Source organism: Aeromonas sp. FDAARGOS 1410 (genome assembly GCF_019048745.1).
GTDB classification, from domain to species: Bacteria; Pseudomonadota; Gammaproteobacteria; order Enterobacterales; family Aeromonadaceae; genus Aeromonas; species Aeromonas jandaei.
In genome coordinates this window covers 4358249-4380666 of record NZ_CP077401.1, presented here as the reverse complement: position 1 = coordinate 4380666, position 22418 = coordinate 4358249, and the positions used below count along the sequence as shown (strand labels likewise).

The 22418-nt window shown below is 59.4% G+C and carries 26 protein-coding genes; 15 read left to right on the top strand and 11 right to left on the bottom strand.

Annotated elements, in window-relative coordinates:
• The first annotated feature begins 160 nt into the window (after window positions 1-160).
• From pspA to pspG, 3 genes are read left to right on the top strand one after another with little or no spacing between them, the layout of a single operon-like run.
• The gene (gene pspA / locus I6L40_RS20375) at window positions 161-823 is read left to right on the top strand and encodes a phage shock protein PspA (RefSeq protein ID WP_071912570.1); all 663 of its coding nucleotides are present in this window, start codon (window positions 161-163) and stop codon (window positions 821-823) included.
• A 2-nt stretch (window positions 824-825) separates the two neighbouring features.
• Window positions 826-1032 carry a PspC domain-containing protein gene (locus I6L40_RS20370; RefSeq protein ID WP_033115086.1) on the top strand — a complete coding sequence of 69 codons (207 nt, stop codon included), beginning with the start codon at window positions 826-828 and terminating at the stop codon, window positions 1030-1032.
• Window positions 1033-1077: 45 nt separating this feature from the next.
• Window positions 1078-1296 (top strand): envelope stress response protein PspG, encoded by a 219-nt coding sequence (gene pspG, locus I6L40_RS20365; RefSeq protein WP_071912572.1) that lies wholly within the window; start codon window positions 1078-1080, stop codon window positions 1294-1296.
• A gap of 83 nt (window positions 1297-1379) precedes the next feature.
• On the opposite strand, the gene I6L40_RS20360 is transcribed toward pspG, so the two are convergent.
• Window positions 1380-1727, bottom strand: coding sequence for a GIY-YIG nuclease family protein (locus tag I6L40_RS20360; RefSeq protein WP_071912574.1), 348 nt, complete (start codon window positions 1725-1727; stop codon window positions 1380-1382).
• Between the two features lie 44 nt (window positions 1728-1771).
• On the opposite strand from I6L40_RS20360, the gene I6L40_RS20355 reads away from it, so the two are divergent.
• Window positions 1772-2506, top strand: a complete 735-nt coding sequence (locus I6L40_RS20355; protein WP_041209237.1) for an ABC transporter substrate-binding protein — start codon at window positions 1772-1774, stop codon at window positions 2504-2506.
• Here the strand turns inward: I6L40_RS20355 and rarD are convergent.
• Window positions 2488-3378: an EamA family transporter RarD gene (gene rarD, locus I6L40_RS20350; protein ID WP_201912538.1), complete on the bottom strand. Its 891-nt coding sequence runs from the start codon at window positions 3376-3378 to the stop codon at window positions 2488-2490. The two genes, I6L40_RS20355 and rarD, sit on opposite strands and share 19 nt — an antisense overlap.
• Before the next feature lie 102 nt (window positions 3379-3480).
• Here rarD and I6L40_RS20345 point away from each other — a divergent pair, with 102 nt between their 5' ends.
• The gene (locus I6L40_RS20345; RefSeq protein WP_216995457.1) at window positions 3481-4068 is read left to right on the top strand and encodes a uracil-DNA glycosylase family protein; all 588 of its coding nucleotides are present in this window, start codon (window positions 3481-3483) and stop codon (window positions 4066-4068) included.
• Window positions 4069-4071: 3 nt separating this feature from the next.
• Here I6L40_RS20345 and I6L40_RS20340 read toward each other — a convergent pair whose 3' ends face one another.
• Entirely contained in the window at window positions 4072-4929 is an 858-nt protein-coding gene (locus I6L40_RS20340; RefSeq protein WP_104016616.1) for a DMT family transporter, read from the bottom strand.
• Window positions 4930-5020: 91 nt separating this feature from the next.
• Between I6L40_RS20340 and I6L40_RS20335 the strand changes: the two genes are divergently transcribed.
• Entirely contained in the window at window positions 5021-5911 is an 891-nt protein-coding gene (locus I6L40_RS20335) for a LysR substrate-binding domain-containing protein (RefSeq protein WP_042032621.1), read from the top strand.
• Window positions 5912-5918: 7 nt separating this feature from the next.
• Here the strand turns inward: I6L40_RS20335 and znuB are convergent, their stop codons facing one another.
• Window positions 5919-6698, bottom strand: coding sequence for a zinc ABC transporter permease subunit ZnuB (znuB, locus tag I6L40_RS20330; RefSeq protein ID WP_216994778.1), 780 nt, complete (start codon window positions 6696-6698; stop codon window positions 5919-5921).
• Window positions 6699-6718: 20 nt separating this feature from the next.
• Entirely contained in the window at window positions 6719-7495 is a 777-nt protein-coding gene (gene znuC, locus I6L40_RS20325) for a zinc ABC transporter ATP-binding protein ZnuC (RefSeq protein ID WP_104016617.1), read from the bottom strand.
• A 96-nt stretch (window positions 7496-7591) separates the two neighbouring features.
• Between znuC and znuA the strand changes: the two genes are divergently transcribed.
• Entirely contained in the window at window positions 7592-8512 is a 921-nt protein-coding gene (gene znuA, locus I6L40_RS20320; RefSeq protein WP_071912586.1) for a zinc ABC transporter substrate-binding protein ZnuA, read from the top strand.
• A 75-nt stretch (window positions 8513-8587) separates the two neighbouring features.
• Window positions 8588-9262, top strand: coding sequence for a transglutaminase-like cysteine peptidase (locus I6L40_RS20315; protein ID WP_071912588.1), 675 nt, complete (start codon window positions 8588-8590; stop codon window positions 9260-9262).
• Here I6L40_RS20315 and I6L40_RS20310 read toward each other — a convergent pair.
• Together I6L40_RS20310 and I6L40_RS20305 are read right to left on the bottom strand one after the other, a co-directional pair.
• Window positions 9257-10198, bottom strand: coding sequence for a TAXI family TRAP transporter solute-binding subunit (locus I6L40_RS20310; RefSeq protein ID WP_071912590.1), 942 nt, complete (start codon window positions 10196-10198; stop codon window positions 9257-9259). The genes I6L40_RS20315 and I6L40_RS20310 overlap by 6 nt on opposite strands.
• Window positions 10195-11490 carry a LapD/MoxY N-terminal periplasmic domain-containing protein gene (locus tag I6L40_RS20305; RefSeq protein ID WP_071912592.1) on the bottom strand — a complete coding sequence of 432 codons (1296 nt, stop codon included), beginning with the start codon at window positions 11488-11490 and terminating at the stop codon, window positions 10195-10197. The genes I6L40_RS20310 and I6L40_RS20305 overlap by 4 nt, the downstream gene beginning before the upstream one ends.
• 259 nt (window positions 11491-11749) lie before the next feature.
• Between I6L40_RS20305 and mepM the strand changes: the two genes are divergently transcribed.
• A complete protein-coding gene (mepM, locus tag I6L40_RS20300; RefSeq protein ID WP_071912594.1) occupies window positions 11750-13087 on the top strand; it encodes a murein DD-endopeptidase MepM in 1338 nt (445 codons plus the stop codon).
• Between the two features lie 70 nt (window positions 13088-13157).
• On the opposite strand, the gene I6L40_RS20295 is transcribed toward mepM, so the two are convergent.
• Entirely contained in the window at window positions 13158-14102 is a 945-nt protein-coding gene (locus I6L40_RS20295) for a D-2-hydroxyacid dehydrogenase (protein WP_216994777.1), read from the bottom strand.
• A 162-nt stretch (window positions 14103-14264) separates the two neighbouring features.
• On the opposite strand from I6L40_RS20295, the gene I6L40_RS20290 reads away from it, so the two are divergent.
• Complete coding sequence (locus I6L40_RS20290; RefSeq protein WP_071912598.1) at window positions 14265-14846, top strand: YjaG family protein; 582 nt, start codon at window positions 14265-14267, stop codon at window positions 14844-14846.
• A 46-nt stretch (window positions 14847-14892) separates the two neighbouring features.
• On the opposite strand, the gene I6L40_RS20285 is transcribed toward I6L40_RS20290, so the two are convergent.
• On the bottom strand, window positions 14893-15372 hold the full coding sequence (locus I6L40_RS20285) for a MarR family winged helix-turn-helix transcriptional regulator (RefSeq protein ID WP_041209315.1): 480 nt from the start codon (window positions 15370-15372) through the stop codon (window positions 14893-14895).
• A gap of 158 nt (window positions 15373-15530) precedes the next feature.
• Between I6L40_RS20285 and I6L40_RS20280 the strand changes: the two genes are divergently transcribed.
• Together I6L40_RS20280 and I6L40_RS20275 are read left to right on the top strand one after the other, a co-directional pair.
• Window positions 15531-16058: a hypothetical protein gene (locus I6L40_RS20280; protein WP_042032612.1), complete on the top strand. Its 528-nt coding sequence runs from the start codon at window positions 15531-15533 to the stop codon at window positions 16056-16058.
• Between the two features lie 9 nt (window positions 16059-16067).
• Window positions 16068-17666 (top strand): BCCT family transporter, encoded by a 1599-nt coding sequence (locus I6L40_RS20275; protein ID WP_042032611.1) that lies wholly within the window; start codon window positions 16068-16070, stop codon window positions 17664-17666.
• Window positions 17667-17768: 102 nt separating this feature from the next.
• On the opposite strand, the gene I6L40_RS20270 is transcribed toward I6L40_RS20275, so the two are convergent.
• Window positions 17769-19007: a multifunctional CCA addition/repair protein gene (locus I6L40_RS20270; RefSeq protein WP_216994776.1), complete on the bottom strand. Its 1239-nt coding sequence runs from the start codon at window positions 19005-19007 to the stop codon at window positions 17769-17771.
• Between the two features lie 248 nt (window positions 19008-19255).
• Between I6L40_RS20270 and mutY the strand changes: the two genes are divergently transcribed.
• From mutY to mltC, 3 genes are all read left to right on the top strand, one after another.
• On the top strand, window positions 19256-20308 hold the full coding sequence (mutY, locus tag I6L40_RS20265; protein WP_071912601.1) for an A/G-specific adenine glycosylase: 1053 nt from the start codon (window positions 19256-19258) through the stop codon (window positions 20306-20308).
• Between the two features lie 8 nt (window positions 20309-20316).
• Complete coding sequence (locus I6L40_RS20260; protein WP_041209221.1) at window positions 20317-20589, top strand: oxidative damage protection protein; 273 nt, start codon at window positions 20317-20319, stop codon at window positions 20587-20589.
• A 115-nt stretch (window positions 20590-20704) separates the two neighbouring features.
• Window positions 20705-21808, top strand: a complete 1104-nt coding sequence (gene mltC, locus I6L40_RS20255) for a membrane-bound lytic murein transglycosylase MltC (protein ID WP_071912927.1) — start codon at window positions 20705-20707, stop codon at window positions 21806-21808.
• 87 nt (window positions 21809-21895) lie between these two features.
• Here mltC and I6L40_RS20250 read toward each other — a convergent pair whose 3' ends face one another.
• Window positions 21896-22282, bottom strand: a complete 387-nt coding sequence (locus tag I6L40_RS20250) for a YgiW/YdeI family stress tolerance OB fold protein (protein ID WP_033115065.1) — start codon at window positions 22280-22282, stop codon at window positions 21896-21898.
• Window positions 22283-22418: the final 136 nt, after the last annotated feature.

Here is a 22418-nt window from a genome sequence, read left to right as displayed (position 1 = left end):
GGTAAAAATAACCACGCCATTGGTTTTTTTCACCAACAAACCGTTATTGGATTCCCTCGTTAAATTCCCATCTATCTGTAAAGAAACAATAATTTTTCTTGGCACGGCTCTTGTAATGCAATGGGAAGAGATAGCCATCCCATCCACAAGGAGCCAGACCATGAGCGTGTTCAGCCGCCTGACCGACGTAATAAATGCCAACCTGCACAGCCTGCTCGACAAGAGTGAAGAGCCCGAGAAGATGCTGCGCCTGATGATCGAGGAGATGGAGCAGGTGCAGGTCGATATGCGCACCCAGGCCGCTCGCGTCATCGCCGAGCAAAAACAGCTGGAGCGCCATCAGCAGGCGTTGCAGGTGCAGATCCAGGAGTGGTCGGCCAAGGCCGAGCTCGCCATCCAGAAGGGACGTGAGGATCTGGCCCGCGCCGCCCTAACCGAGAAGCTGGCGGAGGTCAAAAAATGTGAACAGCTGGAGCAGGACAAGGCCCGGGTCGCCGAAGTGCTGGCCCAGCTTACCGCCGACAGCGAACGGTTGGCCTCCAAGCTGACCGAGGCGCGGGAGAAGCAGAAACTGCTGACCCTGCGCGAGCAGACCGCCCATAGCCGTATTCGTGCCCGCGCTCAGGTGGACAACCAGCGTATGCATGAGCTGATGGCCCGCTTCGAAGGCTTTCAGGGGCGGGTCGATCAGCTGGAAGCCCAGCTGGAGGCGGCCACTTTGGGGCAGAATCCCTCGCTGGAGGCGCAGTTCCGCGAGCTGGAACTCAATGACGAGATAGAGCGCGAGCTGGCCCGTCTCAAGGGTCAGAAGGTGGAGGCATAACCATGACTCCCTGGCCCAAGGATCTTGTCCATCGCAAGCTGACCGGCGTCTGCGCCGGCATTGCCAAACGGCTGGGGATATCCAGAGTGACGGTGCGAGTGGTGGCCCTGCTCGCCCTGATCCTGGTGCCGCCGCTGGCTCTGGCTGCCTATCTGCTGGCGGTGCTGGTGATGCCGCCCCGTTATGAATTGAAACGCTGGCTGGATTGACCGCAAGGCAGCCCGGCGGCACAGAGTGCCTGTAAGGAGCAAGTTATGCTGGAATTTTTCATATTGCTGGGAGTGTTGCTGGTGATGGCGCTGACCGGTTTTACCCTGGTGGCGATGCTGCTGGTGAGCGGCGTGTTTGTGCTGCTGGGGGTGCTGAGCGGCATGCTTGCCCTGATCATCAAGCTGGCTCCCTGGTTGCTGCTGGTGCTGGTGGTCTGCTGGCTTATCAGCCACGGCAGCAGGCGGTCCAATACCTACCTGTAATCGCCGCAAGTCGTGTCGTTATCCCTGAACTCCCTTTTGTCGGCCACCCGTGAGGTGGCCTTTTTTATGGCCCGGCTTTGCCTTTATGGTTCTGCGTTGCCGGGAGCGAGCCAGCGCAGGCTCCACGGCAGCCAGAGATCGGGGCAGGTGATGAGCTGCTCCTTGAACGCCTTGGGCTGCTGCTTGAGGCGATATTCGAGGCGCAGGGCCGCTCCTTTGTCGCCTACCTCCTGCTGCCACACCAGGGTGAGTGGCCCCTTGCCGCGCAGGGCGCGAGAGCCTTTGCCGCTCTGGTGCTGGCGCAGGCGGCGCTCCGGCGCCGTGCTGATCCCGGTATAGAGCAGGCCGGCCGTGGTGCGCACCATATAGATTGACCAGCAGGAGGGTGGGGTGGATGGCGATGCCGGAGCCCCGGTCGGGGGTTTTCTCATTCATGTTCTCTGTGCCAAACTCAAAAGCAGCTCAAGGAGGTGCGATGAGAGTCTGGTTCTGGTTGTGGTTGCTGTTGTCGGTTCCGGCTCTGGGGGAGACGATCCGTCTCTATGATTACCACCAGCATCCCCCTTTCAATACCGGGGTGAATGCCGGCTTGAGCAGCGAGCTGGTGAAGTATCTCAATGAAAGGCTGGGAGGTGAACCCAGGATCGAGCTCTGGCTGGTCAATCGCGCCAGACTGGCGCTGGAGATGTCGGATCCTGCCTTCAACGGTCTGGTCGCCTGGGTCAACCCGGCCTGGGTCGGGGATCCCCAGCGCGAGCTATACCTCTGGACTTTCCCCATCATGCGCGACACCAACGAGCTCATCTCAAGTCGCCAGCATCCGGTTACCTATCGTGGCCCTGACTCCCTCAAGGGGATGGTATTTGGCGGTGTCGAGGGGTATCGCTATCTGGGGATCGATGATGCTGCGGCCCGGGGCGAACTGGAGCGCCACGATGCCAAGAAGGTGAAGACCAATCTCGATCTGCTGGTACGCGGCCGCATCGATGTCACCCTAGTGCCCGGTTCGGCCCTCGCATTTTTCACCCACGTCCCTGACTATGAGGGCAAGCTGTTCGTCTCGCCCTTTGCCCAGTCCAGCTATACCCGCCACATTCTGGTGCCCAAGTCCCGCCCCGAACTTCATGCCCGGCTCAACGACATTGCCGAGCAGATGGATCGGGACCCCGCCTGGCACAAGATCCTGGAGTCCTACCGCGGCGCCCCTTGAGGCTGACGCTTGAGGCGGTGCAGCGGCACCAGACTCACCAGCAAGCCCGCCCAGACGAAGGCGAAGCCGACTGTCTTGATGGGATCCGGCGTTTCACCAAACCAGTAGATGGCGAGCAGGAAGGCAAGGCTGGGCTCGATATATTGCAACAGTCCCACCGTGCTCATCCGGGTTCTTGCCACTGCATAGCAGAAGAGCCCGACCGGCAACAGGGTGGCGGGCGCACTGCCCATCAGCAGCAGCTTGTCGGCCAGATCCCCGTTCACGAATGCCCCTTCCCCGTGCCACGCCAGCGTGCCGATGATGATCAGCGCGACGGGCAGTTGCACCATGGCTTCCAGATAGAGGCTGGTGCCGGTGTCGTAGTGGATCTTCTTCTTGATAAGGCCGTAGCAGGCGAAGTTGGCCCCCATGATGAGGGAGAACCAGGGGAGCTGGCCGTAGCAGAAGAGCATGTAGGCGAGCCCAGCCAGCGCCAGGGCGACTGCCAGATGCTTTTGCGGGGTGAGCCGCTCTTTGAGGAACAGCACGGCGAATACGATATTGAACAGCGGCGTCATAAAGAAGGCGAGGCTGGTGGTCAGTACCTGCCCTGTGGTGAGGCACCAGGTGAACATGCACCAGCTGATCGACATGACCGGGCCGGCCAGCAGGATGAGGCCGAGCTGGCGCGGCTCGCTACGCAGTTGTGCCCAAGGCACCTTGTGGCCAAGCAGCAGAAACAGGCCGCCAAGCAGGACAACCGACCAGAGCACGCGATGGGAGATGAGCTCCCACATGTTGACCTCGGGCATGAACTGATAATAGAGCGGCAGCATCCCCCAGAGGATGAAGGAGAGGGTCGCCGTGCCCGTGCCTAGCCAGTTTTTCATCTCTACCTGTTTATTAAATTAAACATCTATCGGTGAATAATAAATAGAGGCCAGTCCTTTCACAAGCGAGATCTGGTGGAAAACTCTGTTACTATCGCGCTCATGAGTCGACTGGATAGCCTGTTTGAAGAGATCCGTGCCTGCCGTCTGTGCGAGGCGCATCTGCCGCTCGGGCCGCGGCCGGTAATTCGCGGTGCCGAGAGTGCCCGCCTGCTGATCATCGGTCAGGCGCCTGGCACTCGGGTGCATGCCAGCGGTATCCCGTGGGATGACCCCTCTGGCGATCGCTTGCGTCAGTGGCTCGGGGTCGATAAACCCACTTTCTACGACGAATCACGTATTGCGATTATGCCGATGGGGCTCTGTTATCCCGGCAAGGGCAAGTCGGGCGACCTGCCGCCCAGACCCGAGTGCGCGCCCACTTGGCATGATAAGGTGTTGATGCTGCTGCCCAATATCGAGTTGACCCTGCTAATCGGTCAATATGCCCAGCATCGCTATCTGGGCAAGGCGGCCAGGGGATCGCTCACCGACACGGTGCGCAGCTGGGCCGACTATGGTCCCGGCTGGTTGCCGTTGCCGCATCCCTCCCCGCGCAACACCCTCTGGCTCAAAAAGAATCCCTGGTTCGAGCAGGAGGTCATCCCTCATCTGCAGCAAAGGGTCGCCCCTCTGCTGAAACGACCCTGAGTATTAGAGCGCTGGCTCGGCCAGCGGCTTTGGCTTGCTGCGCGCCATGGCGATAAGCGGCAGGACGATGCAGATACAGCCCAGCAGCAGTGGCAGACCGGGCTGCTCGTCAAACAGCCATACCCCAATGGCAACGGCCATCAGCAGGCCGGTATATTCCGCAGAGGCGATCTTGCTCGCTTCCGCCTTGCGATAGGCCACCACGCACAATCCCGCATAGACCATGATCAGCGCCGAGGAGCCGAAGGCGGGCCACCACATCTGCCACTGCCAGTCGCCCCCTTCCCACCAGGCCAGCGCGAGAATGAAGGGCATGCTAAGCACGTTGGTGAAAAACAGGGTCTGGGCGATGGGCTGCTTGAGCGGGATGCGCTTGATCAGCAGATTGTTGAGCGCCATCGAGAGCGCTACCCCGAGCGCCGCCAGCGCGGCCCAGTTCACTTCGGTCGGGCGCAATACGATCAGCACTCCGATAAACCCGATAACCGCAGTTAGCACCTTCTGGCGCGAGATCGCCTCTCCTGCCATCCACACTGCCAGCGGCACCATCATCAGCGGTGCGGCATAGAAGAGGGCGTTGGCAGTGGCGAGCGGCAAGCGGGTGAGGGCGACCACCATCAGGCAGACACCGACCGCCCAGATATGGGCCCGCAGCAGGTGCCACTTGATGGCCACCGGCGGGTTGCGGCGCCATGACCAGAGCAGCCAGGGCATCAGCAGAAGGGCTGCAGAAACCTGGCGGAAAAAGACAAACTGGAAGATGGGCTGATCGGGCTCCAGCACCTTGACCAGCGCATCGGAAAAAACCGCCACCATATTGCCCAGCACCAGATAAAGGATGCCGATCCCCACTGCATTCATACCACCTCCCACTTCAGATGAAGGGAGGGTAGCGTGCCGGTTGATATCCAGTAAAATGATAAAAAATGACCACCCATGAGATATTTAGATAATGAAGCTTCCTCCCCTGCGTGCGGTGCAATATTTCGAGGTGGTGGCCCGGCTGCTCAGCTTCTCCCGCGCCGCCCTTGAACTGAACGTCAGCCAGAGTGCGGTCAGCCACCAGATCCGCCTGCTGGAGGATTTTCTGGGGGAGCGATTGCTGCTGCGTCAGGGGCGCCTGCTCTCGTTGACGACGCAGGGCGAGAGCTATTTCGAGGGGATTGCTGCCGGGCTCGGCCAGATTGCCCAGAGCAGCGAGCAGCTGCGCGGGGGCGGCGAGATGCGGCTGCGCCTCGCGGTCTACAGCTCGTTTGCGGTGAAGTGGTTGATCCCGCGGTTGGCCGGATTGCGCCAGCTCTATCCCGAGCTGGATTTGAGTCTGGAGATGGTGGCGGAAGATCCCGAGCTCTCCGATCGGGTGGCCGACTGTTTTATCACAGTTTCACCACACGGGCGGGGCTACTGCCACGACCTTATCTATCAGGAGCGGCTCTTTCCGGTTTGCAGCCGCCGCTTGCTGCAGCAGGTGGAGGGGGAGTGGCCAGACGCCATCTGGCAACTGCCGCTGCTCTCGGTGCAGTCCATCTACAAGGCGCGGGGGGAGGATTGGCAGCGCTGGGCCAAGGCAGGTGGCTTGGTGATCCCTGACGAGGCGCGGATGCACCACTTCAGCCATGTGTTGCTGGCGATGGAGGCTGCGGCCTGGGATCAGGGAGTGGCGTTCGTGAATGACTACATGCTGCGGCCCGATGATCCCCAGCTGGTGGCCTTGCCGGTACACCAGCTGGAGACGGGGGATGCCTTCTATTTCACCTGCAAGCGCTCACGGGCCCATGAGCCCGCCATCAACCGGTTACGCCAGTGGCTGATGATGGAGACTCGCCAGAGCATGCCTCTCTAGCGTGGTATCAAGCCTTCTTGAACTGGCTCAGCACAAACAGGCTGGTGGCACAGACCACCACCGAGGGGCCAGCCGGGGTGTCCTGATACCAGGAGAGGGTCAATCCACCCAGCACGGCGAGGCAGCCGATCAGCGCGGCAAAGCCGGCCATCTGCTCCGGCGTCTGACTGAAACGGCGGGCGGTAGCGGCGGGGATGATCAGCAGGGAGGTGATGATCAGCGCCCCGACAAACTTCATCGCTACGGCGATCACCAGCCCGATCAGCAGCATCAGCACGCAGCGCAGCACATCGACCCGGCTCCCTTCAACTCGTGCCAGCTCTTCCGAGATGGTCATGGAGAGCAGGGGATCCCAAAGTCGCCACAGGGTGAGCAGCACCAGCGCGCCACCGCCGTAGATCCAGAGCAGATCCATCGGTTGTACCGAGAGCAGGTCGCCAAACAGGTAGGCCATCAGATCCACCCGCACGTTATCCATAAAACTCAAGGTAACCAGACCGAGGGACAGGGCGCTGTGGGCCAGAATCCCGAGCAGGGTATCGGTTGCTACCTGCTGGTTGCGGCTCATGATCACCAGCAGCATCGCCATGGCAAGGCAGCAGACCACTACCGCCAGGGTGAGATCGACCTGTAGCAGGATACCCAGCGCGATGCCGAACAGGCAGGCATGGGAGAGGGTGTCGCCAAAATAGGCCATTTTGCGCCATACCACGAAGCTGCCGAGGGGGCCGGCCAGCAGGGCGATGCCGAGGCCGGCCGCGAGGGCGTATAACAGAAAGCTGTCCACTTGAATGTCCTGTTCTTGCGCTATTTGCTGTGAGCGTTGTTGCGAGAGGGCAGGCGGATGACGGGGGCCTGCGGTTCATGATGATGGTGTTCGCCGTCGCAGTGGTGATGGTGGGTATAGACCGCCAGCACCTCCTGCTCCGGTCGCCCGAACAGGCGGGCAAATTCGGGATGGCGGGCCACGCTCTCCGGCTCGCCATGACAGCAGACGTGGCGATTGAGGCAGATCACCTCGTGGGTGCTGGCCATCACCAGATGCAGGTCGTGGGAGACCATCAGCACGGCGCAATTGAATTCGGCGGCGAGCTGACCGATCAGGGCGTAGAGCTCGATCTGGCCATTGATATCTACCCCTTGTACCGGTTCATCCAGCACCAGCAATTCGGGTTTGACCAGCAGAGCGCGGGCCAGCAGTACCCGCTGCATCTCGCCACCGGAGAGCTTCTGCATCCGGTTGTCCAGTAGCCCTTCGGCACCGACTCTGGTCAGCGCCTCTTCGATGGAGATCCGCCCCTTCTTGCCCAGTTGCAGAAAGCGGCGCACGGTGAGCGGCAGGGTGGGATCCAGATATAGGCGCTGGGGTACATAGCCGACTCTCAGGTCGCGGCTGCGGATTATCTGGCCGGAATCCGGGGTGAGCAGACCCAATACCAGTTTGCTCAGGGTGCTCTTGCCCGCCCCGTTGGGGCCGACCAGGGTAGTGATTTTGCCTTTATTGAGGGTAAAGGAGACCTTGTCGAGCACTGAGCGTCCATCGAACGAAAGACAGACCTCTTTCAGCTCTACCAGTTGGGTCATGACAGCTCCGGGGTTTACAGCCAGTGAGAGTTATAATATAACAAAAAACAGAAGCTGTTATATTATCACACAATCACCCGCTGACGAGATTCACCAATGAGAATTATTGCTTTTTTCACTGCCCTGCTGGCGGTGAGTTTGCCTGTTCGTGCCGTGGAGGTACTGACCACTATCAAGCCCTTGGGCTTTATTGCCGCGGCGATCACGGAAGGTGTGAGTGAGCCGGAAGTCCTGCTGCCAACCGGCGCTTCTCCCCACGACTTCTCTCTGCGTCCCTCCGATGTACGCAAGATCGGGGAGGCGGACTTGGTGGTCTGGGTCGGCCCCGAGCTGGAGGGTTTCATGAGCAAACCTCTGGCCAATCACCCCCATGTCTTGACCCTGACCCAGGTGCCGGGCATGCCGCTGTTCAACTACGCGACCAAGGATAGCCATGATGGCCATCAGCACGATGACCATGCAGCTCATGACCACGACGATGAAGGGCATGAAGGTCATCATCATGAAGGGATCGACCCCCATATCTGGCTTGGACCGATGCAGGCCAAGGTGATCGCCGGCGCTATCGCCAGCGAGCTGGGCAAGCAGGATCCGGCCAACAAGGCGCGCTACGAGGCCAATCTGGCCGCGTTTACCGCCAAGGTCGATGCCAGAGACAAGGTGATCGCTGGGCAGATGAAAGCGGTGAACCAGAAGGGGTACTTCGTATTCCACGAAGCGTATGGCTACTGGGAGCGCCACTACGGCATGAGTTCCAAGGGCCACTTTACCGTCAGTCCGGAGCGTCGTCCGGGAGCAAAAACACTGGTCGAGATCCGTAAGGCGCTGGAGGAGAAGCAGGCAAGCTGCATCTATGCCGAGCCGCAATTCTCGCCGGCGGTGATCGAGTCGGTTGCCCGCAATACCGGCGCCAGAGTGCTGCTGCTGGATGAGGTAGGTGAGCAGGTTCCGCTCGGTCCGGAAGGTTATCCCCAGTTCATGGATCAGTTGGCCAACGCTTTTGCCCAGTGTCGTTGACACTGGGCCCGAAGAGCCTGCTCTCTGTTGTCTGGGGCTATACTGACCTCCAGCATCTGACATGGAGTGTCCGGTATGAAATGGCTGTTAATCCCCACCTGCATGCTGGCACTAGGTTGTGCCGGCGTGCAGGCTTCCCGCCTGTCGGAATATATCGCCAGCCCCGAGCTGCGGGAGAAGTTGCAGGAGGTCTACGGCGGGCGCGCAATTCAGCGCGCCGAGGCGTTTTCCCGCTTGCTGACGCCCAGAGCCGGCACCACGGATCAGCAGAAGATCGAGCTGGTAAATCACTACTTCAATAACCTGACCTACAGCGATGATCCCAGATTGTGGGGAGAAGCGGACTACTGGGCCAATCCATTGGAGTTTATCGGCGCTCGCGGTGGCGACTGCGAGGATTACAGCATCTCCAAGTACTACACCCTGATGGAGCTGGGGGTGGACGAGAAGAAGCTGCGGCTGGCTTACGTCAAGGCGGTGCGTTACAACCAGTTCCACATGGTGACGCTCTATTTCGCGACCCCCAAATCAGATCCGCTGGTGCTCGACAACATCAACAGCCGCATTCTGCCCGGAAGTCAGCGCACTGACCTTATCCCTGTCTACAGCTTCGATGCCAAGAGCATCTGGATCATGAAGTCCCGCCGTGAGGGAACGCTGGCAGGCAGTGCCGACAGGCTGGCGCAGTGGACGTCGATGAAGACCCGGTTCTCCAGCGAGCAGCTGCGCTCCCCCCGCCGCCAGCTATAGCTTCCCGGCGGCTTTCAACTCGGCAAAATAACGTGCTGCGCCCGGATGCTGCTGAATGCTCAGCACCGGGCCGGTTTTGTTGCGCGCCTGATGGAACATGTTGGCGTAGCCATAAGTCTGTTCGTTGAACTTGGTCTGCTGTGCCAGCATGGCACGAGTCAGGTTATAGACCTCTTCTTCGGGAGTGGTTGCATTGGTCACCAGAGTGGCCGCGATGGCAAAGGTGGGGGTGGCTTTCAGATTGCCCAGATAGATTCGCGCGGGCACCTGGCTGCGCTGGTAATACCTGACCCCCTTGATCAGCTGGTCACGCAGAGCGCCGTCGACCGGCAGAAATCGGATGGCACACCGCTTGGCGGTATCGAGCACAATCCGGTTGGGGTGTCCCATCACCAGTCCATAGGCATCGATCTGTTTGCTGCAGAGCGCCTCGGCTGCATTGGCCATGCTTTTCAGATCGAGATCCTGCTCCTTGGCGCCCAGCAAGTTGAAAAGAGCCAGCGCAGTCTGGCGGGTACCGGAGCCCTTCAGCCCCATATCGATGGGGGCGAGCTTGAGCTGCTCCAGCGAGGTAATGTCGCCGTCGGCCCGGATCACTATGGTAAAGGGTTCGGCGTGGGTCGCAAACAGCGCGCGCAGGCCGGTTTGTGCGGCGTTGGCAAAGGGGCCGCTACCCTGACTGGCCTGATAGAGCCAGTCAGACTGCACCATGGCGTAGCGGCTTTGACCGCTCCGCAGTCGCTGCAGGTTCTCCATCGAACCGGAAGTTGCTTGCAGCGCACAGCTGATCTGCGAGTCAGTCTTGTGTGCGAGCCGGCAGAATTCGCTGGTGACCTGATAGTAGATCCCCTGTTCACCCCCTGTTGCTATGGTGGCCGGTGCGGCCATTGCTCCGGCTTGGCCGAACAACATCAGCAAGATAGCCAGCTTTTTCATGATTGTGCCTCCCTGGCATAACCATCAATCCCCCAGGTACGCAGCTTGTCGATGTCGCTGCCACTGCCCGCCTCGGCCAACAGGGTGTAACCAGCAGCATGCATGGTTTGCGAGAGAAGATGCCAGTAGAGCGGCTCCTCGCTCAGCTGACAGCAGACAAAGACAGGATTGAGGGGATCGAGTTGATTGAAGGTCTCCGTATTGAGCGGAATAGCGCTAAACGCCAGCTCGACCCCCTGTTCCTGCAAGCGGGTCAATATCGACTCACCCTCAGCCGGGAAGGAGGTCACATCCCAGCGCCAGTCGAGTGTCTTTCCTCTTCCCCGGGTCAGCAGCGGTGCTATGGCTTGCCACTGCGGGTGGTGGAGCAGGGAGAGCGGTAGCGAGATACCTTCAACATGGTGTTGCAACCACTGTTCCAGAACCGCTTGAATGGTGGCCAGCTCGCTGTCGGCGGTGAGTGCCGGGTGTGGCAGGAAGCGCTGGTAGAGGGTTATCTCGCCCTGTGTCGAGTCGAAGGTTTGCAGGTGGCCGCCACGGGTGTCGGTTAGCCCTTGTAGGGGCTGCGCTGTGGATGGGCGCAGTTGCTTGCCCATCTGGGTGATTTTGAGGCGTTGCTGCAACAGGTCGCGCTTGCGCTCGGAGACCAGCTGGTTGATGGAGAGCGCCACCTCTTTGAGATCCAGCAGCCAGGGGGTGGGGAGGGCGCTGTTGAACTGGTGCTTGCGGACCCGGATTAGCTGCTGGTTGATCTGTTCCAGCGGCTTTAGCAGCCGTTGGCTGACCAGGGAGATCACCAAAGTAAAGACAACCAGCCCACCCAGCAGTGCAAGTCCGATACGGCTGATGGCATTCCACAGGTGCTGGTAGGCGTAGCCGCTGTGACCTTCCAGCGTCAGAGTGCCGAGCATGCGCCAGCCGTCGGTCAGTTCTTGCTCAATCTTGACCGGTGGCATGCCGATAACCGAGGGAAGCCAGCCAGGCACGTTTTGCTGGGTGGCCTGGAACACCTTCTGGAACAGCAGTTGTCCGTCCGGGTCGATCAACCTGACCGAGCTGACGAAGCCGCCATCGAACATGGCATTGACGATGGTTTCGGCCAGCACCTTGTCATCGTTGAGCAAAGTACCTTGCAGCACTAGGCCCAGAGCGGTGACGGCAGTCTCCAGATTGGCAGACATCTGGTCGATGATGGATTGGCGGACAGTGGTGATTTCCAGCACAAACAGCAGGATGGCACCGATCAGAAACAGGATGAGGATTATCCTGCTCAATAGTTTTGATAACGTCATCTCCACTCCATGGAAAAGTTATTGCAACATTTGCGGTTTTTATTCTGGCGCTATGGCGAGCCGGTTCTTAAAAATAGGAAAAAATGGTTAAAAAAGACGATCATTTCTGCCCATCTGGGCTGGTTATGCATAAAATGTGAAGTTCATGCAGATTGCGATGAACTATTTGTATCGTTTTTTGTCAAACAGACAGTTTTATGCGGATTTGGTACTACCACATCGCAACTCACACTCTTCAGATATAAAGACAGGATAGCGGATGAAACGTCTCCGTCCCTTGGTAGCACAGGCTGCCAATTGGGAACCACCGGTTCCCCGCAAACACTTTTACGCAATGGTGATGCTGACGGCGATGACCCTGTCGGCAGTGGCATTGCTGCCGGCTCCGGGTGACATTCTGGAGCGGCCCCTGCGTTTGGAGTTGCCGATTGATACCGCGGGTACGGCAACCAACGAAAACAACACCGACTTTAACGAAATCCCCGATCACGAACTGGTTGATCCCGCCACGCCGGACGATGATATTCCGGTCGATACCGCGCCGCAGTGGCAGGATTACCGGGTGCGCAATGGCGAGAATCTGACCGCCATCTTCAACAATCTGGGGCTCTCGACCACCACCCTCTACAAGGTGCTGGATGCGGACAACAAGAATTATCTGGCGCGGCTCAAACCGGGCCAGACCATCGAGCTGCTGATTGATCAGGACAACATCCTGCAACAGCTCAAGATCCGCCTGAACATCAAACAGACGCTGGTGATGGCGCGCACCGACGACACCTATACCGCCTCGATGATCAACGAGAAGGTGGACTGGCAGCCGCAGCGCTACGATGGCGTGATCAATGGCAGCTTCTATGTCAGCGCCCGTAATGCCGGTATTCCGGCCAACCATATCCAGAAGATTGCCAACCTGTTCCAGTGGCGGATGAACTTTGCTCAGGACCTGAAAAAGGGTGACAAATTCAAAGTGCTGGTACGTCAGGAGACCGTCGAGGGCAAGAGCACAGGCAACAGCCAGCTGCTGGGTGTGGAAGTGACCAGCCAGGGCAAGACGGTATCGGCCTGGCTCTCCGATGACGGCAACTATTACGACGGTCAGGGCAACAGTCTGGAGCGTGGCTTCCGTCGCTATCCGACCCACAGCCGCTACCGGATCAGCTCCAACTTCAACCCGGCGCGTAAACATCCGGTAACCGGTATGGTGCGTCCTCACGAGGGCACCGACTTTGCAGTGCCGGTTGGCACTCCGGTGCTGGCGACCGGTGACGGTGTCGTCCAGAAGGCAACCAGCCACCCGCTGGCAGGTACCTATGTCGTCATCAAGCATGGCCGTACCCTGTCGACCCGTTATCTGCACCTGAGCAAGCTGCTGGTCAAACCGGGTCAGCGGGTCAAAATGGGTGACAAGATTGGCCTCTCCGGCAACACGGGGCGCTCGACCGGTGCTCACCTCCACTACGAGCTGCGCATCAACAACCGACCGGTCAACGCCATGACTGCCAAGCTGCCGATGGCCGAACCGCTCAGCGGCAAGGAGCGTCGCCAGTTCCTGGCCAAGGTGAAAGGCTACCGCAAGGAGCTGGCCGCAGGTTGATACCTCTCCCCGCTTGAAATGAAAAGGCCCCGCCAGATTGGCGGGGCCTTTTTGCATGAGCAATCAGTGGTCAGTATCCCTTGTCGAAGTCTATTTTGCCGTCGAGGGGCTGGCCGTCGATGAAGCGGATATAGTTGCGCACGAAGATTTGGGCCACATCCTCGGGGAAGCTGTAGGCGCTGTTGTGAGGGGTAACGATGAGGTTGGGTTGCCCCCACAATGGGCTGTCGGCGGGCAGTGGCTCCTGCTCGAACACATCCAGCACCGCCATCGCCAGCTTGCCGGTGCGCAGGGCTGTCAGCAGATCGCCGGAGTGAACTGCATTGCCACGTCCCACGTTGAACAGGATGGCGCCCGGTTTGCAGAACTCGAAGCGGGCGGCATTGAAGAGGTGGCGGGTGTCGCGGGTCGCCGGCAGCACGCTGACGATGACATCGGCCTGCGCCAGGATCTTGTTGAGTGCCGGTAGCTGGTAAACCTGATCAAAGCTGGCCCGCTCCCGGCCGCTGCGGCTGATGCCAAGTACCTTCATGCCAAAGTGCTTGCCGGTCTGGGCGATATGCTGGCCAATGCTGCCGGTGCCAAGGATCAGCATGGTTTTCCCCTTGAGCCCCTGATAGGGGTGGCTCTGCCAGAGACGCTGCCTTTGTTGTTCCCGATAGAGAGGAATTTGTCGCATCAAGCTGAGCAGATGGCCAAAGACATATTCGCTCATCAGCGGGCCGAAGATGCCGCGCACGTTGGTAAGCTGGTAGTCGCGCCGGCTGTCCGGGTCGAGCAGTACGTCCACTCCGGCATAGGTAGACTGGAACCATTTGAGTTTCCCCGCCTTGGGGAGGAGCGGTTTGGCACGGGCCGGTTCTGCCATCAGAATATGGGCTTCGCCAATCAGCTTCTCGGCATCGCTCTGGTTATCGGCTCGCAGAATGCGCAGATGGTGAAGATTGGCGGTCTTGAGCAGACGTTCGTAGTGAGCATTATCCTGGCTGAGCAAAAGAAGGGTACGTTGGCTCATACTCTTGTTCCTTATCAGAATTTGCGGCGCAACAAGATGCCGCACTCGTCCCATCTTACCCGAGTTGCCAGCGCAACATAGCCGACCAGGGCGCTTTTTCGTTTTCGCCGCGCCCCTCGTGGGCTACAATCTGCCCCACATTTTGCAGAGGATCCGACTCCAGTGTTTGGTGACAAGTTTTATAAGCGACTGGCCGAGCTACAGCCTTGGCAACAGACCGTCTACACCCTGGCGCTGGCAGAGCGCATGTACCCCAACTATGCCCTGTTCAGTCAGGCCTCCGGATTTGGCAATGCAGAGGCCTTCCGGCATGCGCTGGATCAGATGTGGAACTACCTGACCGTCAAGGGTTCCCGGGTCAATCTGGGTGCCATTCTCGAAGAGTTCGAAGCCCATATTCCGGATCCCCGCAAGTTTGAATCCTACGGTGCCTATCCGGCACTGGATGCCTGCGTGGCGCTGGGCTGTGCCTACAACTCGGTGATCTGCCGTGTTGGGGAAGAGGCCAACGATGCCAGTCATGCCTCCGTCGGTACCGTTGCCGGTTTTATCGAGATGATGGAAGAGCGGGATCTGACCGAAGAGGAGCTCTACGAGCACGAATATATGGAAGCCGAGCTGGAGTTTCAGGTCGAGTTGCTCAAGCGAGTTGCCCATGAGCGCGATAGCGACCGCATTCTGGCCATCAAGGTCTTTGCCGCTCAGGATGGCGTTTCCAATATTGGTATCAGCCTGGAAGAGTAATCGCCGGTGCAAACCACTAAAAAAGCTCCCGTTTCGGGAGCTTTTTTTATGCCTGCTCGGCGGTCAGGGGGCTGACGCTCAGCACCGGGGCGGCATCTATCCCGTCGGCATTCATCATGGCGGAGATGCGCTGCAGGGAGGAGAGCAGCAGGGTCTGTTCCCAGGTTTCAAGGGATTGAAAACGCTGGATAAAGCTCTCTTGCAGTGGTGTCGGCGCCTCGGCCAGCAGGGCGCGTCCGGCATCGGTCAGGGTCGCGTGTACCTTGCGCTTGTCGGTCTCGCTGCGAACGCGCTGTACCAGCTGACGGCTCTCGAGGCGATCCATGATGGTGGTGGCAGTGGCCTGACTCATGTTGGTGTGGTCGGCCAGCTGGCGCATGGAGATCTGGCCCAGCTCATCAATCCCTTTGAGCAGCAAGAGTTGTGGCGAGGTGAGACCCGCCTCCTTGATCAAGCGCTTGGAGTGCATGTCGATGGCACGAATGATCTGGCGCAGCGCTACCAGCACTTCATCATGTTTTTCCATGGTGTCGGAGTAGGAAGTCGGGTTGAAAGGGGGAAAATTCTGCTCCCGGTAGATAAAAAGGTCAATATAGTTATTACTCAAATGGTTTATGTTCAAATTAATTTTGTGTTAGTTTAGCCCCTCTTTGCGCTGTTTAACCTGACAAGAGAGGAGTAAACATGACCAATGAACTGGATATCAAGACCCTGGCCAGCGGCCTGAAAGTCGTGCGGGTTCGCTATGAACTGCCTGATACGTCAGCCTTTGTCCGCTATCAGCCCGCCTACGATGAAGACCCGAACAACCTCAAGGTTCACCACTACGACGGCGAACTGCCGCTCTCCTGTAGCGAAACAGGTACTTTCAACCTAAAGGAGTTGGTGAACGAATTGCGCTACGCCTATGTGCTGGTGCACCTCTTTCCTGATGAAAGTGCCATGCAGTTCTATCTGACCGGCCTCGATACCGGGTTGGCCCAGCTGGAGTTCATCGGCGGCTCTTACGACTTCAACCGGCTCTGGATCACCAGCGGTATCTCCAATCTGGGCGTGCCCATGGCCATCTTCCTCGGCAAACGCCACGCCGTGAACGGTCAGCCCTCGGTCACCCTGGTGGATCACCGTGAACAAGCGGCAGGCAAGCTGGTCTATCGCGCCATCGGTGGTGCCGGTGATCACGTGGGCGAAGAGTTTTTCAACAACGACTAAGGAGGCTGGATGAGAGCAAGCAAAGGGCTATTTAAAGGCCTCAACCCCACCATGGCCATGACGGCGTTGACCGTTATCACCCTGTTTCTGCTGTTCGGGGTCTTTGTCCCCGAGACGGCCGCCAGCTGGTTTGTCGGGGCCAAGGATCAGATTATTGCCGGGTTCAAGTGGTACTACATTCTGGTGGTCGCCCTGTTCCTGTTCTTCGCCGTCTACCTGATGTTCAGCCGTTTCGGCAACATCCGGCTGGGCGACGACGACCAGGTACCGGAGTTCGGCTACTTCGCCTGGTTCTCCATGCTGTTTAGCGCGGGCATGGGGATCGGGCTGGTGTTCTGGAGCATCGCCGAGCCGATGAACCACCTGCAGGGCAACCCTTTTATTACCGAAGGGATGACCCCGGAGGCGGCCCAGATCGCCATGCGCCTCACCTTTTTCCACTGGGGCCTCCATCCATGGGCAATCTATGTGATCGTCGGCTTGTCGCTCGCCTTCTTCAGCTATCGGCGCAAGCTGCCACTGGCCATTCGTTCCGTGCTCTATCCGCTGCTCGGCGATCGCATCTACGGCTTCTGGGGCCACGCCGCTGACGTGCTGGCGGTGTTCGGCACCGTGTTCGGGGTGGCGACCTCCCTTGGCCTGGGGGTCTCCCAGATGAATACCGGCCTCAACCAGATGTTTGGCATGGAAGTATCGCAGACGAACCAACTCTGGCTTATCGGTGGTATCAGCCTGATCGCCACCCTCTCGGCGGTCTCCGGGGTCGGGCGCGGGGTGAAGATCCTCTCCGAACTCAATATCTGGTTGAGCGTGTTCGTGCTCGCGCTCTTTCTGGTGCTGGGGCCGACCACCTATATCCTCAACGCCTATGTGCAGAACATCGGCGATTACCTGCAGAACATCGTCAAACTGAGCTTCTGGACCAACACCGAAGCCAATGGCACCTCGGCCTGGCAGTCGAGCTGGACGGCGTTTTACTGGGGCTGGTGGATTGCGTGGGCGCCGTTTGTCGGCATGTTTATCGCCCGCATCTCCAAGGGGCGTACTATCCGCGAGTTCGTGCTTGGCGTGCTGCTGGTGCCTTCGCTGCTCGGCATGTTCTGGCTCACCGTTTTTGGCGGTACGGCGATGAATCTGGAGCTGTTTGGTGGCGGCGGCGTGGTCGCAGCGGTCAATCAGGATGTGACGCTGGCGCTCTACAAGACGGTCGAACTGCTGCACTGGGAGACCTTTGGCTGGATTGCCAAGGGCGTGCTGACCCTGCTTATCTGCACCTACTTCATTACCTCCAGTGACTCGGGCACGCTGGTGATTACGACCCTGCTCTCCATCGGTGATCAGGATCCTCCTGTGCCCCACCGCGCGCTCTGGGGGCTGGGCCAGGGGCTGGTCGCTGCGATTTTACTGGTCTCCGGCGGTCTTGCTGCCCTGCAGGCGGCCAGCATCATAGCCGCGCTGCCCTTCTCGGTGATCATGCTGGCCATGTGCTATTCGCTGATGCTGGGGCTCAAACAGGAGAGCCAGCGCCAGTTCGAGTATCGTCAGAACCTCAAGCGCCACGATGGCTCATCCCATATGAGCTTGCTCGAGCGCATTGGCCCGGCGTAAACCGCCAGTCTGAACTCAGCTAAATGACAAAACGGCCGTACTGGCGAGGTCTCCTGCGGGAGCCTTGTCAGTATGGCCGTCTGTTCTTGTGCGGGGGGAGGGTTACTCCTCGATAAAGGTCCACTCATCCTTGATGCGGCTGATGGCATCGGTCCGCTTTTTGGCGAGCTGCTCCTTGATCTCTTCCCCCTTGTAACCGGCCGCCACTATCTCTTTCACCGGCACTGCCTGGGCGGCAGCCAGCGCTTCGGCCACATAGTCCGGCTCGGCGTAGACCCGCTCCTCGAAACCGGTGCGGCCGTGGAAGTCGGCGCGGCAGGCATCCAGCAGCTGGGCAAAGCGCTCGGGGCGGCGCCAGGCATCTGCCTTGTCAAACACCTTGAGCAGGGTGGCGGGCTTGAGTTCAAAGGCGATGTGGATGTGGGTGTGCAGATCGCTCACCAGCAGCGCCAGATCCCGGCACTCGTTGGGTACCCGGAACCGCTCGCACAGGGCGCGAATAAGCGGCAGCCCCTTCTGGCCGTGACCATGATGGCTGGGCCAGAACTCCTTGGGGGTCACTCCCTTGCCAAGGTCGTGGCAGAGGGCAGCAAAGCGGACGGTCAATTCCGGGGAGATCCGGCACGCCTGCTCCAGCACCATCAGGGTGTGGATGCCGGTGTCGATCTCCGGGTGCCACTTGGCTGGGGCGGGGACGCCGAACAGGGCATCGATCTCGGGGAAGAGCGCCTTGAGGGCACCGCACTGGCGCAGCACCTCGAAGAAGATCTGCGGGGTAGGCCCCAGCAGCACCTTCTCCAGCTCTTTCCAGACTCGCTCCGGCGTGAGGTGGGCCAGCTCGCCAGCGGCCGTCATCTCGCTCATCAGGGCGAGGGTCTCCGGCTCGATGGTAAAGCCCTGAGCGTGGAAGCGGGCGGCGAAGCGGGCGACCCGCAGGATGCGCAAAGGGTCTTCGGCAAAGGCGGGGGAGACGTGGCGCAGCAGCCGTTTTTCCAAATCCTTGATGCCACCGTAGGGATCGTGGAGCTCTCCCTGTTCATCTTCGGCGATGGCGTTGATGGTGAGATCCCGGCGCAGCAGATCCTGCTCCAGCGTCACATCGGGGGCTGCGTGGCAGACAAAGCCGGTGTAGCCCTGACCCTGCTTGCGTTCGGTACGGGCGAGGGCATACTCCTGCTGGGTTTTGGGGTGAAGAAACACGGGAAAGTCGCGACCGACCTGGGTAAAGCCCAGCGCCAGCATCTGCTCCACGGTGGCGCCGACCACCAGATAATCCCTGTCGCCCTGCTGCAATCCCAGCAGGCGATCCCGTACTGCGCCCCCAACCAGATAAGTCTGCAAACCATCTCTCCCGTCAACAATCGTGGGGCCGAGTATATCGTCTTTGTTACTGCATTGCTGCCCGGCCGTGACCGGGAAAATGTGGGGTAATCGAGTGTGTCAGCAGGGCTTTGACTTGGACGTGACGAGGCCGTACCCTGCCGCACCAGACGGCTGGCTCTGTATTGCGCAATGGCCTTACTACCGAGCAGCCAAAATAAGCCGAAGGAACCGCAGAGTTCCCTATATATCAACGACATGAGAACAACGTGAATCAATCAACCTTCGCAAGCCGAGTTCTGGAGTGGTATGAGCTTCATGGCCGCAAGAGCCTGCCCTGGCAGCAGGAGAAGACTCCTTACCGGGTCTGGGTTTCGGAGATCATGCTGCAGCAGACCCAGGTCGCTACCGTGATCCCCTATTACCAGCGTTTTATGGCGCGTTTCCCTGATGTGGTGGCGCTGGCCGATGCCCCCGTCGACGAAGTGCTGCATCACTGGACCGGGCTTGGCTACTATGCCCGGGCCCGCAACCTGCACAAGGCGGCCCAGCAGATCCGCGATCATCACCATGGCCTCTTTCCCGAGCGCTTTGACGAGGTGATGGCGCTGCCGGGCATTGGCCGTTCTACCGCCGGGGCCGTGCTGTCGCTCTCCCTCGGTCAGCCTCACGCCATCCTTGATGGCAATGTGAAGCGGGTACTCACCCGCTGGCTGGCGCTGCCGGGCTGGCCCGGCCAGAAGCAGGTTGAGAACGAGCTGTGGGAGATCGCCATTCGGCTCACTCCCAAGCTGGGCGTGGCGCAATACAATCAGGCGATGATGGATATCGGGGCAACGATCTGCACCCGCAGCAAGCCTGCTTGCGAGCGTTGCCCGGTGCGGGCCGATTGCCAGGGGCTGTCGCAAGGCAACCCGACTGCCTACCCCAACAGCAAGCCGAAGAAGAGCATTCCGGCCCGGGATGGCATCATGCTGCTGATCCGCCATGGCGACGAACTGCTGCTGGAGAAGCGGCCTCCGCAGGGGATCTGGGGTGGGCTCTATTGCTTCCCGCAGGTCGCCTCGCTGGCGGAGGTAGAGGGTCTGCTGGCGTCCCTTGGCCTGAGTCATCACGGTTATCGGGAGCTGGCCGGTTTTCGCCATACATTCAGTCACTTCCACCTCGATATCCAGCCGCTGCTGCTCGAGATTGAGGCAGCGCCAGCGCTGCGCCTCATGGAAGCAGATAACCGACTCTGGTATAACTTACGCCATCCTGCCGAGGTGGGGCTGGCGGCCGCCACGGCCCGTCTGCTCGCCTATCCGGAGCTACAACCATAGAGGTCAACATGAGCCGTACTGTATTTTGCCAACGCCTGAAAAAAGAGGGTCCGGGCCTGGATTTTCAACTCTACCCGGGTGAACTCGGCAAGCGGATTTTTGACAACATCAGCAAGGAAGCCTGGGCCGAGTGGCAGAAGAAGCAGGTGATGCTGATCAATGAAAAAAAGCTCAATATGATGAATCTTGAGCATCGTCAGTTGCTGGAAAAAGAGATGGTCAGCTACCTGTTTGAAGCGGGTGAAGTGCAGATCGAGGGTTATACCCCTCCCAGCCAGTAAGCAATCGAGCTGTAGTACCTGCGAGCGGGGAGTGGAGCCAAAGGTGGTCAGCCTCCCCTTGTTTACTCGCGGCATATGAATGATGGGCGGCACTGCCGCCCTGTTTGAGGATCCTATGGGCCGAATTTTCTGGCTGCTGTGCACCCTGCTGTTTCTCTCTGCCTGTTCATCTTCTCCCAAGCCCAGCGGGAATGAGGATGATGATCTCGTCAACGGCAAGGACATCCGCGGCTTTGAACACATGATCAGTGCGCTCTCCCATAACGTGAACGAAATATGGGGGCGAGAGGCGCTGTTTGCGGGCAAGTATGACTACGTCAAATACACGGATCAGTACAAGAGCCGTGCCCACATCGATTTCTCCAGCGGCCATATCATGGTCGAGACGGTATCTGGCATAGATCCCCGCGCTCACCTGCGTCGTGCCATTGTCGAGACCCTGCTGACACCAGACGATCCGGCCGAAGTGGATCTTTACTCCGACCGGGAGATCATGCCCGGCGGCGAGCCTTTCCTCTATGGCCAGGTGGTGGACAATCAGCGTCAGCCCATTCGGGCATCCTGGCGTGCCGAACGTTACGCCGACTACCTGCTCAACACGGCGATGAAGAAGCGCACCCTTGGTATTCGCACCATCTTCTTCGTCGATATCCCCATGGTGGCCAACCACGAAGACAGACGGGGTTACAAGTACGCCAGCCTGATCCGTGAAGCCTCCCGCAAATACGGGGTCTCTGAAAGCCTGATCTATGCGGTGATCAAGACCGAGAGCAGCTTCAACCCCTATGCGGTGAGCCATGCCAACGCTTATGGCCTGATGCAGGTCATTCCGGCGACGGCTGGGCGTGACGTCTATGTGCGGGTCAAGGGCAAGAGCGGTCAACCGACCCGGGAAGACCTGTTCAATCCGGCCTACAACATCGATGTCGGGACTGCCTATCTGCATCTGCTGCAGACCGTCTATCTGTCGGATATTCAGGATCCCCAATCCCGTCGCTATGCGGTGATCTCCGCCTATAACGGTGGGGCTGGCGGGGTGCTCAACACCTTCTCAAGCGATCGCAAGGCGGCTCCCAGCATGATCAACCAGCTCTCACCCGAGGCGGTTTACCAGGTGCTGACCGAGCAGCATCCCAAGGCGGAGGCGCGTCGCTACCTCTACAAGGTCAATCAGGCCGAGAAGGGGTTCAAGCGAACATTTGCCAGCCGTTCCGGTTAACGGGTCGCAGCGGCAGAACGGAAAATGAAAAAGGGCGCTTTCAACAGCGCCCTTTTTTACGTCTGGTCAGTCAGGGATCATTCCGCCTTACTTGGCGATGAAGCCGCCTTTAGCCTTGGGCGCCGCGCCCACTTTCTCCAGACTTTCCACATCAAGCTCGGTCTTGTTCCAGCTGTGGTCCACCTCGCCACGGATGCGGATCAGGTCGTCCGGCCCTACCTCTGTGCCACGCCATACCTTCTCGTCTACCTCGACCTCTACTTCGCCGCTCTCGTCGCGGAACAGGTAGTTTTCACCGCCGAGGTGCTTGACCAGTTTCCCTTCCAGGGTGGCCCAGCTGTCATCGGCCAGATCCTTGAGTTGCGCCACGGAGACCTTGTTCTGCTCCATCGGGCCCGTGTAGGCCGCCATGGCGAAAGAGGATACGGACATCAGGGTCAACATTCCGATAATGGCTGCGCTTGCTTTGTTCATTTCATGCTCCTGTCGTTGGGATGGGGGCATTGTGCGGAGGGGGGCGTGAAACAAGCGTGAAAGCATCCGTTTTATTTGCGATAAGGGGATAGAGCACAAAAAGTACGCGCTTTTTTCGGCTGTGGCAGCAGCCGAA

Excerpts from the sequence above, each read along its gene's own strand:
- pspA (WP_071912570.1), top strand. The coding sequence starts at position 161 with ATGAGCGTGTTCAGCCGCCTGACCGACGTAATAAATGCCAACCTGCAC.
- I6L40_RS20370 (WP_033115086.1), top strand. The coding sequence starts at position 826 with ATGACTCCCTGGCCCAAGGATCTTGTCCATCGCAAGCTGACCGGCGTC.
- pspG (WP_071912572.1), top strand. The coding sequence starts at position 1,078 with ATGCTGGAATTTTTCATATTGCTGGGAGTGTTGCTGGTGATGGCGCTG.
- I6L40_RS20360 (WP_071912574.1), bottom strand. The coding sequence starts at position 1,727 with ATGAGAAAACCCCCGACCGGGGCTCCGGCATCGCCATCCACCCCACCC.
- I6L40_RS20355 (WP_041209237.1), top strand. The coding sequence starts at position 1,772 with ATGAGAGTCTGGTTCTGGTTGTGGTTGCTGTTGTCGGTTCCGGCTCTG.
- rarD (WP_201912538.1), bottom strand. The coding sequence starts at position 3,378 with ATGAAAAACTGGCTAGGCACGGGCACGGCGACCCTCTCCTTCATCCTC.
- I6L40_RS20345 (WP_216995457.1), top strand. The coding sequence starts at position 3,481 with ATGAGTCGACTGGATAGCCTGTTTGAAGAGATCCGTGCCTGCCGTCTG.
- I6L40_RS20340 (WP_104016616.1), bottom strand. The coding sequence starts at position 4,929 with ATGAATGCAGTGGGGATCGGCATCCTTTATCTGGTGCTGGGCAATATG.
- I6L40_RS20335 (WP_042032621.1), top strand. The coding sequence starts at position 5,021 with ATGAAGCTTCCTCCCCTGCGTGCGGTGCAATATTTCGAGGTGGTGGCC.
- znuC (WP_104016617.1), bottom strand. The coding sequence starts at position 7,495 with ATGACCCAACTGGTAGAGCTGAAAGAGGTCTGTCTTTCGTTCGATGGA.
- znuA (WP_071912586.1), top strand. The coding sequence starts at position 7,592 with ATGAGAATTATTGCTTTTTTCACTGCCCTGCTGGCGGTGAGTTTGCCT.
- I6L40_RS20315 (WP_071912588.1), top strand. The coding sequence starts at position 8,588 with ATGAAATGGCTGTTAATCCCCACCTGCATGCTGGCACTAGGTTGTGCC.
- I6L40_RS20310 (WP_071912590.1), bottom strand. The coding sequence starts at position 10,198 with ATGAAAAAGCTGGCTATCTTGCTGATGTTGTTCGGCCAAGCCGGAGCA.
- I6L40_RS20305 (WP_071912592.1), bottom strand. The coding sequence starts at position 11,490 with ATGACGTTATCAAAACTATTGAGCAGGATAATCCTCATCCTGTTTCTG.
- mepM (WP_071912594.1), top strand. The coding sequence starts at position 11,750 with ATGAAACGTCTCCGTCCCTTGGTAGCACAGGCTGCCAATTGGGAACCA.
- I6L40_RS20295 (WP_216994777.1), bottom strand. The coding sequence starts at position 14,102 with ATGAGCCAACGTACCCTTCTTTTGCTCAGCCAGGATAATGCTCACTAC.
- I6L40_RS20285 (WP_041209315.1), bottom strand. The coding sequence starts at position 15,372 with ATGGAAAAACATGATGAAGTGCTGGTAGCGCTGCGCCAGATCATTCGT.
- I6L40_RS20280 (WP_042032612.1), top strand. The coding sequence starts at position 15,531 with ATGACCAATGAACTGGATATCAAGACCCTGGCCAGCGGCCTGAAAGTC.
- I6L40_RS20275 (WP_042032611.1), top strand. The coding sequence starts at position 16,068 with ATGAGAGCAAGCAAAGGGCTATTTAAAGGCCTCAACCCCACCATGGCC.
- I6L40_RS20260 (WP_041209221.1), top strand. The coding sequence starts at position 20,317 with ATGAGCCGTACTGTATTTTGCCAACGCCTGAAAAAAGAGGGTCCGGGC.
- mltC (WP_071912927.1), top strand. The coding sequence starts at position 20,705 with ATGGGCCGAATTTTCTGGCTGCTGTGCACCCTGCTGTTTCTCTCTGCC.
- I6L40_RS20250 (WP_033115065.1), bottom strand. The coding sequence starts at position 22,282 with ATGAACAAAGCAAGCGCAGCCATTATCGGAATGTTGACCCTGATGTCC.